The sequence below is a fragment of the Azospirillum sp. TSO22-1 genome, assembly GCF_003116015.1.
In the GTDB taxonomy this organism is placed as follows: Bacteria; Pseudomonadota; Alphaproteobacteria; order Azospirillales; family Azospirillaceae; genus Azospirillum.
In genome coordinates, this window is record NZ_LGQZ01000101.1 from 11,954 (window position 1) to 24,182 (window position 12,229).

Annotated in this window: 12 protein-coding genes; 1 reads left to right on the plus strand and 11 read right to left on the minus strand. The window is 72.7% G+C overall.

Annotated features, from left to right (window positions below):
- Nucleotides 1-4: 4 nt before the first annotated feature.
- From TSO221_RS24220 to TSO221_RS24235, 4 genes are read right to left on the minus strand one after another with little or no spacing between them, the layout of a single operon-like run.
- The gene (locus TSO221_RS24220; protein WP_109121085.1) at nt 5-895 is read right to left on the minus strand and encodes a DUF1932 domain-containing protein; all 891 of its coding nucleotides are present in this window, start codon (nt 893-895) and stop codon (nt 5-7) included.
- Nucleotides 892-1,986, minus strand: coding sequence for a 4-oxalomesaconate tautomerase (locus tag TSO221_RS24225; RefSeq protein ID WP_109121086.1), 1,095 nt, complete (start codon nt 1,984-1,986; stop codon nt 892-894). Before TSO221_RS24225 ends, TSO221_RS24220 begins: the two co-directional genes overlap by 4 nt.
- A 4-nt stretch (nt 1,987-1,990) precedes the next feature.
- A complete protein-coding gene (locus TSO221_RS24230) occupies nt 1,991-2,695 on the minus strand; it encodes a 4-carboxy-4-hydroxy-2-oxoadipate aldolase/oxaloacetate decarboxylase (RefSeq protein ID WP_109121087.1) in 705 nt (234 codons plus the stop codon).
- A gap of 26 nt (nt 2,696-2,721) precedes the next feature.
- Complete coding sequence (locus TSO221_RS24235; RefSeq protein ID WP_109121088.1) at nt 2,722-3,432, minus strand: alpha/beta fold hydrolase; 711 nt, start codon at nt 3,430-3,432, stop codon at nt 2,722-2,724.
- A 170-nt stretch (nt 3,433-3,602) separates the two neighbouring features.
- Between TSO221_RS24235 and TSO221_RS24240 the strand changes: the two genes are divergently transcribed.
- Nucleotides 3,603-4,556 (plus strand): LysR substrate-binding domain-containing protein, encoded by a 954-nt coding sequence (locus tag TSO221_RS24240; RefSeq protein WP_109121089.1) that lies wholly within the window; start codon nt 3,603-3,605, stop codon nt 4,554-4,556.
- A 126-nt stretch (nt 4,557-4,682) separates the two neighbouring features.
- Here the strand turns inward: TSO221_RS24240 and TSO221_RS24245 are convergent, their stop codons facing one another.
- The 7 genes from TSO221_RS24245 to TSO221_RS24275 form a co-directional block, all read right to left on the minus strand.
- Nucleotides 4,683-5,651, minus strand: coding sequence for a PDR/VanB family oxidoreductase (locus tag TSO221_RS24245; protein ID WP_109121090.1), 969 nt, complete (start codon nt 5,649-5,651; stop codon nt 4,683-4,685).
- Nucleotides 5,641-6,696: an aromatic ring-hydroxylating dioxygenase subunit alpha gene (locus tag TSO221_RS24250; RefSeq protein ID WP_109121091.1), complete on the minus strand. Its 1,056-nt coding sequence runs from the start codon at nt 6,694-6,696 to the stop codon at nt 5,641-5,643. Before TSO221_RS24250 ends, TSO221_RS24245 begins: the two co-directional genes overlap by 11 nt.
- Before the next feature lie 299 nt (nt 6,697-6,995).
- Nucleotides 6,996-7,703, minus strand: coding sequence for a GntR family transcriptional regulator (locus TSO221_RS24255; RefSeq protein WP_109121092.1), 708 nt, complete (start codon nt 7,701-7,703; stop codon nt 6,996-6,998).
- Complete coding sequence (locus TSO221_RS24260) at nt 7,703-8,878, minus strand: amidohydrolase family protein (protein WP_109121093.1); 1,176 nt, start codon at nt 8,876-8,878, stop codon at nt 7,703-7,705. Before TSO221_RS24260 ends, TSO221_RS24255 begins: the two co-directional genes overlap by 1 nt.
- Nucleotides 8,879-8,882: 4 nt before the next feature.
- Entirely contained in the window at nt 8,883-9,788 is a 906-nt protein-coding gene (locus tag TSO221_RS24265) for a dihydropteroate synthase (protein ID WP_247878225.1), read from the minus strand.
- Nucleotides 9,785-11,650, minus strand: a complete 1,866-nt coding sequence (locus TSO221_RS24270; protein WP_109121095.1) for an ASKHA domain-containing protein — start codon at nt 11,648-11,650, stop codon at nt 9,785-9,787. The genes TSO221_RS24265 and TSO221_RS24270 overlap by 4 nt, the downstream gene beginning before the upstream one ends.
- Nucleotides 11,643-12,227, minus strand: a complete 585-nt coding sequence (locus tag TSO221_RS24275; RefSeq protein WP_109121096.1) for a hypothetical protein — start codon at nt 12,225-12,227, stop codon at nt 11,643-11,645. Before TSO221_RS24275 ends, TSO221_RS24270 begins: the two co-directional genes overlap by 8 nt.
- Nucleotides 12,228-12,229 lie beyond the last annotated feature (2 nt).

Here is a 12,229-nt window from a genome sequence, read left to right on the forward strand (position 1 = left end):
CTTCTTATGTCGGCATCGTGCGGCGGATGGCGTCGAGGACGCCGCCCAGGGGATCGGCGTCGGCGGGTTTCGGCATTGTGCCGCCGGTGTCGGCGGCCCAGTCCTGGCGGGCGGCGATGGCGAGGCTCATCAGCGGCTCGCAGCCGGTGTCGGCCACGGTTTTCGCCACCTCGCGCATCTCCTCGGCGCGGCGGCGGCCGTGCTGGAGCGAGCGGCGGATCATGTAGCCGGCCAGTTCCTCCCAGTCGGTGTTCGGCATGGTGTCGCTCATCGAGCGCAGCACGTCCGCCTCGACGCCGTAGGCGCGGGCGCTGACCAGACACTCCATGACCAGTGCCTCCAGGCCCTTGATCATGACGCTGCGGCACATCTTGACCGACGACGCGGCGCCTTCCTGGTCGGAATAGACCTGGAAATCCAGCCCCAGCGCCTTGGCGACGGGCTCGAAAGCGGCGGCGTGGCGACCGCCCAGCAGCATCGGCGTCCGGAGGCCCTTGGGCGGCACCGAGCTCATCACCGCGGCCTCGACGTAGCGGCCGCCGGCGGCGTTGACCGCCTCCGACGCCTCGCGCTTGACGCCCGGCGACACCGAGTTGACATCGACGAGGAAGGCTTGCCTGTCGATTCCGGGGAGCACCGACCGCACGGCGTCGAGCGCCGAGCCGGCGGTCACCGCGCAGATCACCAGCGTCGCGCCGCGCACCGCCGCGGGGGCGTCGGGGCAGACCTCCACCTCCTGGGCGCGGGCGTTGCGCAACTGGGCGCTGTCCGGGTTGGCGAAGGCGATGTCGAAGGCGCGCAGGTCGGTGACGCCCAGCGCCCGCAGGTCGCGGGCGAAGATGCGGCCGACCTCGCCGAAGCCGATCAGTGCGACGCGGGCGGGAAGCGTGCTCATCGGTTGCCCTTCCAGACGGTGGCGGGGATGAAGACCTCGCCGGCCATCAGCTTGCGCGCCGTGCGCAGCAGGGCCGAGCGCTTGACCGACACCCCCTCGGCCTCCGGGTCCAGTTCGATCTCGACCGAGAAGAAGCCGGTCGGGTGCTCGACGTCGAGCCGCTGCACGGCGCCGCCGCCGGACAGCTTCGCCACCGGCGCGGCCACCGAGCCGGGCAGGACGCAGGCGGTGGCGACGCTGACCGCGCCGAGCACGCCGATCGCCTCGTGCACCCGGTGCGGGATGAAGGTGCGGGTGTTGATGACGCCGCCGGCCAGCGGCGGGGAGACCAGCGACATCTTCGGCATGGTCTTCTTCGACACGTCGCCCAGGTTCATCAGCCGCCCGGCGGCCAGCCGGATCGCCTCGACACGGGCCTTCAGCGCGGCGTTGCCCTCCAGGTCGGTCGGCGTCTCGGCGCCGCTGACACCGAGGTCGCTGGCGCGCAGCACCACGACCGGCATGCCGTTGTCGATCAGGGTGACGTCCACGCCCTCGACGCGGTCGCAGGCGTTGCCGGTCGGCAGCAGCGCGCCGCAGGTGGTGCCGGCCACGTCCAGGAAGTCGAGGATGATCGGCGCCGCGGTGCCCGGCACGCCGTCGATGGCGGCGTCGCCGTGGTAGCGCACGACGCCGTCCGGCGTCTGCACGGTGGCGACGGCGACGTCGCCGCTGTTGACCATGTGGATGCGCACCCTGGTCAGGTCGCCGGTGGCGGGCACCAGTCCCTTCTCGATGGCGAAGGGGCCGACGCCGGCCAGCATGTTGCCGCAGTTCTGGCCGAGGTCCACCCGCGGCTCATCCACCACCACCTGGGCGAACAGGTAGTCGACGTCGGCGTCCGGCCGGGTCGGTGGCCCGACGATGGCGACCTTGCTGGTCAGCGGGTGCGAGCCGCCCAGCCCGTCGATCTGCCGCAGGTCGGGCGAGCCCAGCGCCGCCAGCAGCACGCGCGCGCGCAGGTCCGGGTCGGACGGCAGGTCGCCGGCCAGGAAGTACGGCCCCTTGGAGGTGCCGCCGCGCATCAGGACGCAGGGGATGGCCGTCTGCATGGGCTTAGCTCCGGGCCTTATAGTCCGCGATGGTGTCGAAGTAGACGAGGCCCTTCTCCGCCAATTTGGCGCGCATGCCGTAGACGTCGAGGCCCAGCTCGCCGCGCTGGAACTTGGCGCGGTTGGCCTCCTCCTTGGCGAGGCGGGCGCGGGCGGCGGCGAGCGCCGTGTCGATCTCGCCGGCCGGCACCACGGCCACGCCGTCGTCGTCGGCGATGATGACGTCGCCGGCCTCCACCGCCTGCCCGGCGCAGACCACCGGCAGGTTGATGTTGCCCAGCGTCTCCTTCACCGTGCCCTGCGCCGACACCGCCTTCGACCAGACCGGGAAGCCGATCTCCTGCAGGGGCGCCAGGTCGCGGCAGCCGGCCTCGATGATGGTGCCGCGCACGCCGCGCGCCTTCAGCGCGGTGCCGAACAGCTCGCCGAAATAGCCGTCGCTGCACTCCGAGGTCGGCACGATCACCAGCACGTCACCCGGCTTGCACACCTCGATGACGACGTGGATCATGGTGTTGTCGCCGGGCGCCACGGTGACGGTGACGGCGTTGCCGGCGATGCTCGACCCCGGATAGATCGGCCGCATGTACGGCCGCATCAGGCCGACGCGGCCGCGCGCCTCGTGCACGGTGGCGGTGCCCAGCCGGGCGAACTCGTCGAGCACCTCGGCGGACACGCGGGGGAAATCGCGGATGACGGCGCCCTTCATGGCAGTGTCTCCAGTTCTGTACGCATTCAAGCAGTTAGGGTTTGGAGCCAGCCGCGCAACGCCGCGCTGACCGCCTCCGGCTGTTCGACCGGCGACATGTGCCCGCAGTCGTCGATGAGCGTCAGGGACGCCCGCGCGATGCCGGCCGCGATGCTCCGCTGCTGGTCCGCCGGGCTCCAGCCGTCCTGGTGGCCGCCCAGCACCAGCGTCGGGCAGGCGATGGTGGACAGCACGGACTCCGCGTCCGGACGGTTCAGCAGGGCGCGGATCTGCCGCTCGAAGATCTCCGGCGTCGCCCGCCGCACTTCGGCGGCCAGCCGCTCCATGAACGGCGCGTCGGCGGTGCGCGCCGGCGCCACCATCGGCGGCAGCCAGCGCCGGGCCAGCGCGTCCATACCCTCGGCGTGGGCGAGGTCGACCAGCACCTGCCGCTGCTCCGCCTCGTTCGGCCGGCGCGGGTGCACGCCGCTGTTCAGCAGGGCCAGAGCGCTCACCCGCTCCGGCGCCTTGCGCACGATCTCCAGCGCCACCCGGCCGCCCATGGAGTGGCCGGCGACGGCGAAGCGCGCCGGGGCCGTGGCCAGCACCGAGTCTGCCATGGCGCCGATGGACTCGAAGCCGAAGAAGTCGGCGACGGTGATGTCCGCCGCGTCGGCCAGCGCCGCCGTCTGGCCAGTCCACACCCAGGCGCCGCACAGCAGCCCCGGCAGCAGGAGCAGGGCGGGGCGCTCAGCCATGGGCCGGCCTCCCGGCCCGCGGTGCCCGCATCATTGTGTCCTTCCCATAGGTCGACCGGTTTCGATCGGTCGTTTCGGTGGGTAGTTTATGATGCGGATGATCATGCGCTTTATCGAATGATCGGAAATAGCTATAACCGTATGGTTATGGCTTCGAGGGGTGGGGCGGCGTGGAGGTTAATCCAGGGCATCTGGCGCAGCGGCTGAAGATCCGCCAGCTCAGGGTGGTGCTGGCCATCGCCCAGCACCGCAGCCTGTCCAAGGCGTCCTATGCGCTGGGAATCAGCCAGCCGGCGCTGACCAAGGCCTTGCAGGACACCGAGGAGGCGATCGGCGCCAAGCTGTTCGACCGCCTGCCGCGCGGGGTGCTGCCGACCGGTTATGGCGAGGTGGTGTTGGCCCGCGCCGAGGCGATCCTGTCCGAGCTGTCCCGCCTCGGCGAGGAGCTGGAGGAGGTGGCGAAGGGGGCCGCCGGCACGGTGTCGCTCGGCGTGCTGCCGGCGGCCGGGGCCGGGCTGGTGCCGGCCGCCCTGGCGCGGCTGCGCCGCTCCAGCCCCGGGGTGGGCGTGCGGGTGGTCGAGGCGCTGACCCGCGAGCTGCTGCCGATGCTGGCGGCCGGCGACATCGACCTCGTGGTCGGCCGCCTGTACGCGCCCGAGGGGCCGGACGAGTTCCGCCGTGAGACGCTGTACCAGGAACCCATCGCGGTGATGGCGCGCAGCGACCACCCGGTGTTCGCCGAGCCGGCGCTGACCGTCGCCGACCTGCCGCGCTTCGAGCTGGCGCTGCCGTCCTCGGCGCAGCGCCTGGGGCGCGACCTGGAGGAGGCGCTGATGAGCATGGGCGTGCCGCTGCCGCGCACGGCAATCCGCTCGACCTCGCTGTCGCTGACCCGCGAACTGGTGCACGAGGGCGGCGTGCTGACCATCCTGCCGGCGCTGATGCTGGCTGGCGACCTGCAGCGCGGCAGCGTGCGCGTGGTGCCCGTCGAGATCCAGACACCGCCGCGCCCGGCCGGCGTGATCTCCCTGCTGCACCGCCGCCGCACGCCGGTCATCGACGCGCTGGTCGGGGCGATGGACGCGCAGCTGGCGCATCTGCGGGGGTTGGGGATCGTGGGGTGATAGTGGGTTTGCCCCCACCCTAACCCTCCCCCGCTGGGCGGGGGAGGGAACTCCGCCGTTTCGCAGGGGAGGCAAGAATACTCCCTCCCCCGCCCAGCGGGGGAGGGGCGGGGTGGGGGTATCGTTTCACCGATCCGCCGTATCGATGGTCACCCCGCCCCTGGCGATCCGCGACACGCAGGTGCACATCTTCGCGCTCTCCGCCTTCTGCCCCTCGCTGAAGAAGACGTCGCGGTGGTCCACCGTGCCCGCCGCCTCCAGGATGTCGACCGCGCACAGCCCGCACTCGCCGCGCCGGCAGTCGGAGAGCATCGCCACGCCGGCCTCCTCCAGCGCCTCCAGCATGCTGCGTTCCGCCGGCACCGCGACCTCCAGGCCGAGGCGCGGGATGCGCACCGTGAACGGCTCGGCGGCGAAGCGTCCGGTGTTGCCGAAGGTCTCGAAGCGCAGCCCCGCCGCCGGCCGGCCGCTGCGCTGCCACGCGGTGCGGGCGGCATCCAGCAGGCCGATGGGGCCGCAGACGTACAGCTCGCCGCCGGGGGCGAGCGCCGCGATCTCCCGCTCCAGGTCGATGCGCTGGCCGTCCTCGTCCAGGACCGCCTCCAGCCGGCCGCCGAGCAGCGCGCGCAGTTCCTCCCCGAACGCGAGGTCGGCCCGGCCGCGGGCGCCGTACAGCACGCGGAACCGCGCGCCGGCCTCGGCCAGCGCCAGCGCCATGCTGTGGATCGGCGTGATGCCGATGCCGCCGGCCACAAGCAGGTACTCCGGCCGGCCGTGCGCCAGCGGGAAGCGGTTGCGTGGCCGGGTGACGCGCAGCCGGTCGCCGGGCGCCAGGCCCCACATGTAGGCCGAGCCGCCGCGGCTCTGCGGCATCCGCTTCACCGCGATGCGCAGCATGCCGTCGCCGCAGCGGTCGATCAGCGAGTAGGAGCGCGTGCCGGGCCGCCCCTCCGGGTGGACGGCCACTTCGATGTGGCTGCCCGGCGGGGCGGCGTCGAGGGGCTCGTCGGGTTCGATCTCGAACAGGCGGATGTCGGGCGTCAGGTCACGCGTGGCGCGCAGCCGGGCGCTGAGCCATTCATCATCAGCGGCCATGCGGCACCTCGGCGGCGATCATGCGGTCGATCAGGCGGCGGGCCCACAGCGCCCCGGCGTCGATGTTCAGGTTGTAGAAGGGCTGGCGCGGGTTGCGGTCGATGGCCCGCTGCTGCGCCTCCAGCACCGCGTGGTCCTGGTCGTAGACGCCGCGACCGTCGTTGACGTGGGCGAGGTTGAGCGCCGTCGTCAGTTCCGCGTCGTCGGTGCGGAAGGTGCGCACGAAGTTCCAGAAGTAGTGGCAGGTCTTCTCGGTCTCCGGGGTGATGGAGGCGAGGAAGCAGCCGTTGACGCCCTGCGAGCGGTCGCCCTGGCGCGCCCCGGTGCCGGCCACCGCGACGCCGACGTCGCCGGCGATGGTGCACGGCACCTGGAAATGGATGATCTGCCAGCGGTCCACCGGCCCCGGCCGGCCGAGTTGCCGCGCCCAGAACGGCGGCGCCTCGATGTCTTCCATCCAGCGCGTCACCGTGGCGGTGCGGTCGGTGTGGGTGACGTCGAACGGGCTGCGGGTGATGGCGTCGTGGCCGATGCTGCCGGCGTGCACGTAGGTCTCGTGCGTCAGGTCCATCAGGTTGTCGATGACCAGCCGGTAGTCGCACTTCAGGCCGTAGAAGGTGCCGCCCTCGCCGACCCAGTCGGTGCCGTCGTTCCAGTGAAAGTCGGGTATGGCGGCGGGGTCGGCGCGCGCCGGGTCGCCCATCCACACCCAGATCAGCCGGTGCCGCTCCACCGCCGGGTAGGCGCGCACGCAGGCGGACGGGTTGATGGTCTCCTGCGCCGGCATGTGCGTGCAGCGGCCGGCCGGGTCGAAGACGAGGCCGTGGTAGCCGCACACCACCTCGTCGCCGTTCAGCCGGCCCATGGAGAGCGGCAGCAGCCGGTGCCAGCAGGCGTCCTCCAGCGCCGCGACGGCGCCGTCGAGGCGGCGGTACAGCACGATGTCCTTGCCGCACACGGTGCGGGGCGTCAGCGCCCGCTCTACCTCGTGGTGCCAGGCGGCGGCGTACCAGGTGTTTGTCGGAAACGACGGGGTGTCGGTCACGGTCTCCCTCCCATGGGATGCGCGCGTTCGCGCGGTCGTTGGAGGGAGTATGGGGGCAGGCGTGAATGTATACAAGCGGATTGTTCGTGGGCGAAGCGAATGGGGCGGTGCGACAGGTTGGCCGGACTTTTTCACCACGAAGGCACGAAGACACGAAGGTGGCAGACGCGTGCTCTCCACCTTCGTGTCTTCGTGCCTTCGTGGTGACCGGCTTCGCACGGGGAGCGGAAGCTCTCCTCCCCCCTCTTCCGCGAGGGGAGTTGGGTTTTGCCGCATCATTGCATACAATGACCGTGCGCTTAGAGCGCGCCGATCTGCTGGCTGAGCGCGGTCTGGAACAGGCGGATGTTGTCGATGGCGGCGTAGCTGTGCTCGCGCATCAGCGCCTCGGCGCGGCTGCTCTCGCCGTTGCGCAGCGCCTGGAAGATGGCCTCGTGCTGCTTCTGGGCGAGGTACAGCACGTCGAACTGCTTGCGCACCACCTCGGCGTCGGAGCGGTCGTCGAGGAACGCCTTGGCCGAGGCGAAGGGCACCTTGTCGTTGATCTGCAGCGCGTGCGTCAGCGCCTTGTTGGCCGAGCCGCCGACGATCAGGTCGTGGAAGCGGCCGTTGAGGTCGGTCCACACCACGCCGTCCTCGTCGGCGAGGTGCCCCTTGGCGAACAGCCCCGCGCCCTCCTCGACGCAGGCGCGCAGGTCGGATTCCAGGGCGGGCGTCAGGCCGGCACGGGCGAGGTCGTGCGCCGCCATGCCCTCCAGCAGGCCGCGCACGCGGATGGCGTCGACGATGTCCCTGAGCGTGAACTCGCGCACCACGAAGCCGCGGCGGTTGTCGGTCGGCACCACCAGCCCCTCGCGCGACAGGATGCCGAGCGCGTAGCGCACCGGCGTGCGCGACACGCCGAGCTGTTCGGCGATGGGGATCTCGGTGACGCGCTCTCCCGGGCGGAGCGCGCCGCTGACGATCATTTCGCGGAGCTTGAGGACGATCTGCTGGTGTCGGGACATCAGCCGCAGTCTAGCCGGGCGGGCGCCACCTCGCCAGCCTCGCCGACGGCCAGCGGCATGCGCAGAGCCTCGGGGTTGCGGAACGGCGAGTCCTGCAGCAGCAGCAGGTCGGGCCGGGCGCCGGGCGCCAGGTCGTTGGCCGGCGCCCCCCACAACCGCCGGGGCAGCGAGGTCGCGGCGCGCAGCACCGCCTCCACCGGCAGGCCGCAGTCCAGCAGCACAATCATCTCCTCCATCAGGGCGCGGCCGTGCTCCACGCCGTGGCTGCCGGCGTCGGTGCCGCACAGCACCGGCACGCCCATCTGATGCGCCAGCGCCACGTGGTCGCGGTGCGAGCCCACGATGCCGGCGATCACCGCGACGGTCTCCGGCGGCCAGCCGGCGAACTCCGGCCGGTCGCCCTGGAACGCCACCGGCGCGAAGGTCGGGACCCAGGCGGTGCCCTCGCCGGCCATGCGCTCCAGGATGGCGCGGGTCATGAAGAAGCCGTGCTCGACGGAGCCGATGCCGCCGGCCACCGCCACCTCCAGCCCGGCGAGGCCGCTGCAGTGCGCCAGCGTCGGCCGGCCGTGCGCGCGGGCGCGGCCGGTGATCAGGCGCAGCGCGTCGGCGTCGAACTGCGGCGTGCCGGGGACGCTCCCCGTGGCGAAGTCGATGATGCCGGTCAGCAGCACCTTCACGTCGTCGCCGCGCGCGGCGATCTCGTCCACCGCCGCCAGGATCTCCAGGTCGTCGGCCACCTCGCGCCCCATGAAGCCGCCGTAGCGGCCCGGGCGGCGCAGCGCCACGCCGCAGGAGCGCACCTGGATTCCCGGCTGGCCGCGCGTCTCGTCGCGCAGCTGGTGGTTGATGCCCCAGCGGTCGCCGACGTCGCGCACCAGCCCGATGCCGGCGGCGCGGGCTTGGCCCAGGCCGCGGTGCGCGGTGGCGAGCATGGCGTCGCGATCCGCCTTCATCGCCGCGGCGCGCTCCTTGAGGTCGAGGACGCCGCCGTCGAGGAACAGGTGCGCGTGCGCCTCCACCAGCGACGGCATGGCGAAGGCGGCATCCGGCGGCGTGCCCGGTGCGGCCGGGTCGATGGCGCGCAGCACGGCGCCATCGAAGCGCAGGGCGTAGGGACCGCGGTCGTGGTGGCGCTCCCCGTCGAAGTACGATCCGACCACCAGAGTCGTCATGGGCTCAGGCCTTGTAGAACTTGCGCACGGCGCGCAGCGCGTTGCTGCCGCTCTGCTCCAGGAAGGCGCGGTAGGTGGCCAGCACGTGGTGGTCGTCCGGCAGCGGGTGGTAACCGCGCCAGGGCGTGCCGAGCACCGTGTCGAAGCCGTGCGGCGCCGCCAGGGTCAGGAAGGCGCATTCCAGGGAGTGTTTGAGGTCGGAGCCGTCGATGGCCTTCGCCGGCAGCTGCTGGCCGATGTTGGACAGCCCGCCCATCATGTGCACGCCTTTCAGCTCCGGGTCCTCGCCGATCAGCCGCACGGCGTCCAGCGTGGCGCGGTTGAGGCCGGCGGTGTCGGCGATGATGGCGCTGACCGACAGGTCGATGAACACGTCGTCCATCGCCATGCCGTGCTCGCGCGCCAGGCGCAGCGCGCCGCGCTTGGCGGTGCCGGCGATCTCCTGCGCCGTCTTGTTGCCCTTGGCGACGCCGTCCTCGACGCGCTCCGACGCCATGAGGATGACCTTGAAGGGGCCCAGCGCCGGGTAGAGATCCATCAGGTCCCAGCGATGCTCGGTGATCGAGTTGACGATGGGAAGCGCCCCGTCCGCCTTCGCGCGGTCGTAGGTCTTCAGGCAGATTTCCTGCACCTGGGCGCTGGGGAAGTCGAAGGACAGCGGGACGCGCACCACCGCCTGGATGGCGCGGATCACCTCGGCCATGAAATGCGGGTCGGTCAGCGCGCGGGCGCCGATGTTGACGTTCAGGTAGCGCGCCCCGGCCTCGGCCTGCTTCACAGCCAACGCCTGGAGGCCGGGCAGGTCCTCGGTGTCGAACAGCGCCTTGGTGCTCTTGAAGCCGGGGTTGATGCGCTCGCCGATGATGGTCAGGGCGAAGCCGTGGGCCTGATTCAAATGACTGGGGGTCACGAGGGGATCCTCCCGCTGAAGCCGATGTTGTTCAGGAAATTCTTCTGGAAGTCGGCGCGCGTGCTCAGCTCTACGTAGCGGCAGCGCGCCGCGAGGTCGCGGGCGCGGTCGCGGGCGTGGCGCGAGGCCAGCATGCGGCGCACACCCAGGCCGGCGGCGTTGCCGACCTGCACGAAGCGCTCCGCCGGCAGGTCGGGGAACAGGCCGACGCCGACGCCGCTCGCCACGTCGATGTAGGCGCCGAAGGCGCCGGCGATGATGAAGCGGCCGATATCGTTCTCATGCAGACCAGCCTCGCGCAGCAGCAGCTCCACCCCGGTGCGGATCGCCGCCTTGGCGAGTTGCACGGCGCGCACGTCGTCCTGGGTGAACCGTACGCCGGGCGCCAGTTCGGCGGCCCGCTTGCCGTCCGCCTCGCGCACCAGCGGGTGACCGGCGGCCAGCCGGCCGCGCCCGTCCACCGCGCCGACCGCGCGCAGCGTCGCCAGCGCGTCGAGCACGCCGGAACCGCACAGCCCGACCGGCTCCCGTCCGCCGATGACGCCGAGGACGAGGCCGTCGGCGCCGGCCGACACGCGCTCGATGGCGCCCTCGGCGGCGCGCATGCCGCAGGAGATGTTCCCGCCCTCCAGCGCCGGCCCGGACGGGCAGGAGGCCGAGAGGATCGCGCCGCGGTGGATCAACGAGATCTCGGTGTTGGTGCCGATGTCCATGACCAGCGCGGTGGCGTGCGCCGACCATTCGGATTCGGTGGCGAGCAGCGCGGTGACGTGGTCGCCGCCGACGAAGCCGCCGACGTTGGGCGCCAGATGCACCCAGGCGCCGGGCGCGACGGTGAGGCCCAGGTCGCGCGCCTTGACGTCCACCGCGTCGCGCACCGCCGCGACGAACGGCGCGCGGCCGAGCTGGCGCACCGGCAGGCCCATCAGCAGGTGGTGCATGGCGGTGTTGGCGCACACCGCGACGTCCACCACGTCCGACGGGTCAGCTTCGACGGCGCGGCAGAGGTCGTGCGCCAGCGCGTTGACCGCGTCGACGGCGCTGCGGCGCAGCTCCTCGGCGGCGTCGGGGTTGCGCACCGCGTGGTTGATGCGGCTGATCAGGTCGGCGCCCCAGGCGGTCTGCGGGTTCTCGATGCCGAGGCTGGCGAGGCGGACGCCGGTTCGCAGGTCGATCAGGAAGCCGGCGGCGTTGGTGGTGCCGAGGTCGATGGCGAGGCCGAGCGTGCGCGCCCCCACGGGGGCCACGCCGATCAGCTCGCCGCCGCGCAGCCGGGCGCGCAGCCGCCAGCCGCCGTGGCGCAGCACGCCGGGCAGGGCGCGGGCCGTCGCGATGTCCACCGCGCCGACGGGCAAGTCGAGGGCGCGGGCGAGGCGGTCGAGGTCCCCGGTGGTGTCGCTGAGCGTCGCCTCGGCGACGGCGATGTCGCGGTCGATGACGGCGGGGGCGAGGGGGAGGGTTTCCGCCGTGTCGGCGTTCGGCTCTGTGCGGACGACGGGGGCCAGCGAGCGCGGCGCCACCTCGATCTCGGCGTCGGTGTCCGGCATGGCTTGGCAGGCGCGCGCCCACTTGCGGTCCGGGCCGATGCGCACCGCGCAGGTGCCGCAGGTGCCGCGCCCACCGCAGGCCCCGACGATGCGCACGCCCGAGCGGCGCGCGGCGTGGAACACCGTCTCGCCGGGGCGGGCGGGGATGGCGCGGTCGAGCTGGGGGAAGTGCAGGGTGTAGGGCGTCGCATTGCCCCCACCCTCCCCATGCTGCGCATGGGTCCCCTCCCTCCCCCGCTGCGCAGGGGAGGGCGATCCCCCCTCCTCTGCGCCGCGGGGGAGGGGTCGGGGGTGGGGGCAAGTATCGTCACGCATCGGCCGTCTCCCGCATCCGGCAGCGCGGCGCCGTCGGGCAGTCGTCGCAGCGCGACCAGCGCGCCGGCGGCAGGTCGATGCCGACGCCCAGCACCATCGACGCCGACTTCGCCGGGGAGAGCGCCAGCCCGTGCGTCACCGCCACGCCGATGCGCTCCGCCCCGGCCAGCCGTAGCACCGCCGGCTGCGCCTCCAGCGCCATCCCCGGATCGCCCGGCCGCAGCTCGCCGGCCATGCTCAGGCCCTGCCGGCGCGCCTCGGCCTGCATGCGGTCCTGCAGCCGGCGCACGGCGTCGCGCAGCTGTGCGTTGCCGTACGCGTCGAGCGCCAGCGCCAGCGACATCCGCCGCTCGGCGAACAGCGCCGACACCCGCCGTTCCAGCCGCGGGCCGATGGTGCAGACGCCGCAGGCTAGCGCGGTCAGCGTGCCGGACTCCGGCGTCAGGCGCGCCGTGTCCAGCGCCTCGCCGTGATCGAGCGGCACGAAGCGGTGGGCGAGGGCGACCTCGACCAGCCCCTCGCGCTCCGCCAGTTCCTCCGCCTCCCGCCGGAAGCGCTCCTGCACGGTGCCGGCCATGG

Coding starts and splice junctions, on each gene's coding strand:
- TSO221_RS24255 (WP_109121092.1), bottom strand. CDS start 7,703: ATGTCCCGACACCAGCAGATCGTCCTCAAGCTCCGCGAAATGATCGTC.
- TSO221_RS24235 (WP_109121088.1), bottom strand. CDS start 3,432: ATGGCTGAGCGCCCCGCCCTGCTCCTGCTGCCGGGGCTGCTGTGCGGC.
- TSO221_RS24275 (WP_109121096.1), bottom strand. CDS start 12,227: ATGGCCGGCACCGTGCAGGAGCGCTTCCGGCGGGAGGCGGAGGAACTG.
- TSO221_RS24270 (WP_109121095.1), bottom strand. CDS start 11,650: ATGCGTGACGATACTTGCCCCCACCCCCGACCCCTCCCCCGCGGCGCA.
- TSO221_RS24245 (WP_109121090.1), bottom strand. CDS start 5,651: ATGGCCGCTGATGATGAATGGCTCAGCGCCCGGCTGCGCGCCACGCGT.
- TSO221_RS24225 (WP_109121086.1), bottom strand. CDS start 1,986: ATGCAGACGGCCATCCCCTGCGTCCTGATGCGCGGCGGCACCTCCAAG.
- TSO221_RS24260 (WP_109121093.1), bottom strand. CDS start 8,878: ATGACGACTCTGGTGGTCGGATCGTACTTCGACGGGGAGCGCCACCAC.
- TSO221_RS24220 (WP_109121085.1), bottom strand. CDS start 895: ATGAGCACGCTTCCCGCCCGCGTCGCACTGATCGGCTTCGGCGAGGTC.
- TSO221_RS24230 (WP_109121087.1), bottom strand. CDS start 2,695: ATGAAGGGCGCCGTCATCCGCGATTTCCCCCGCGTGTCCGCCGAGGTG.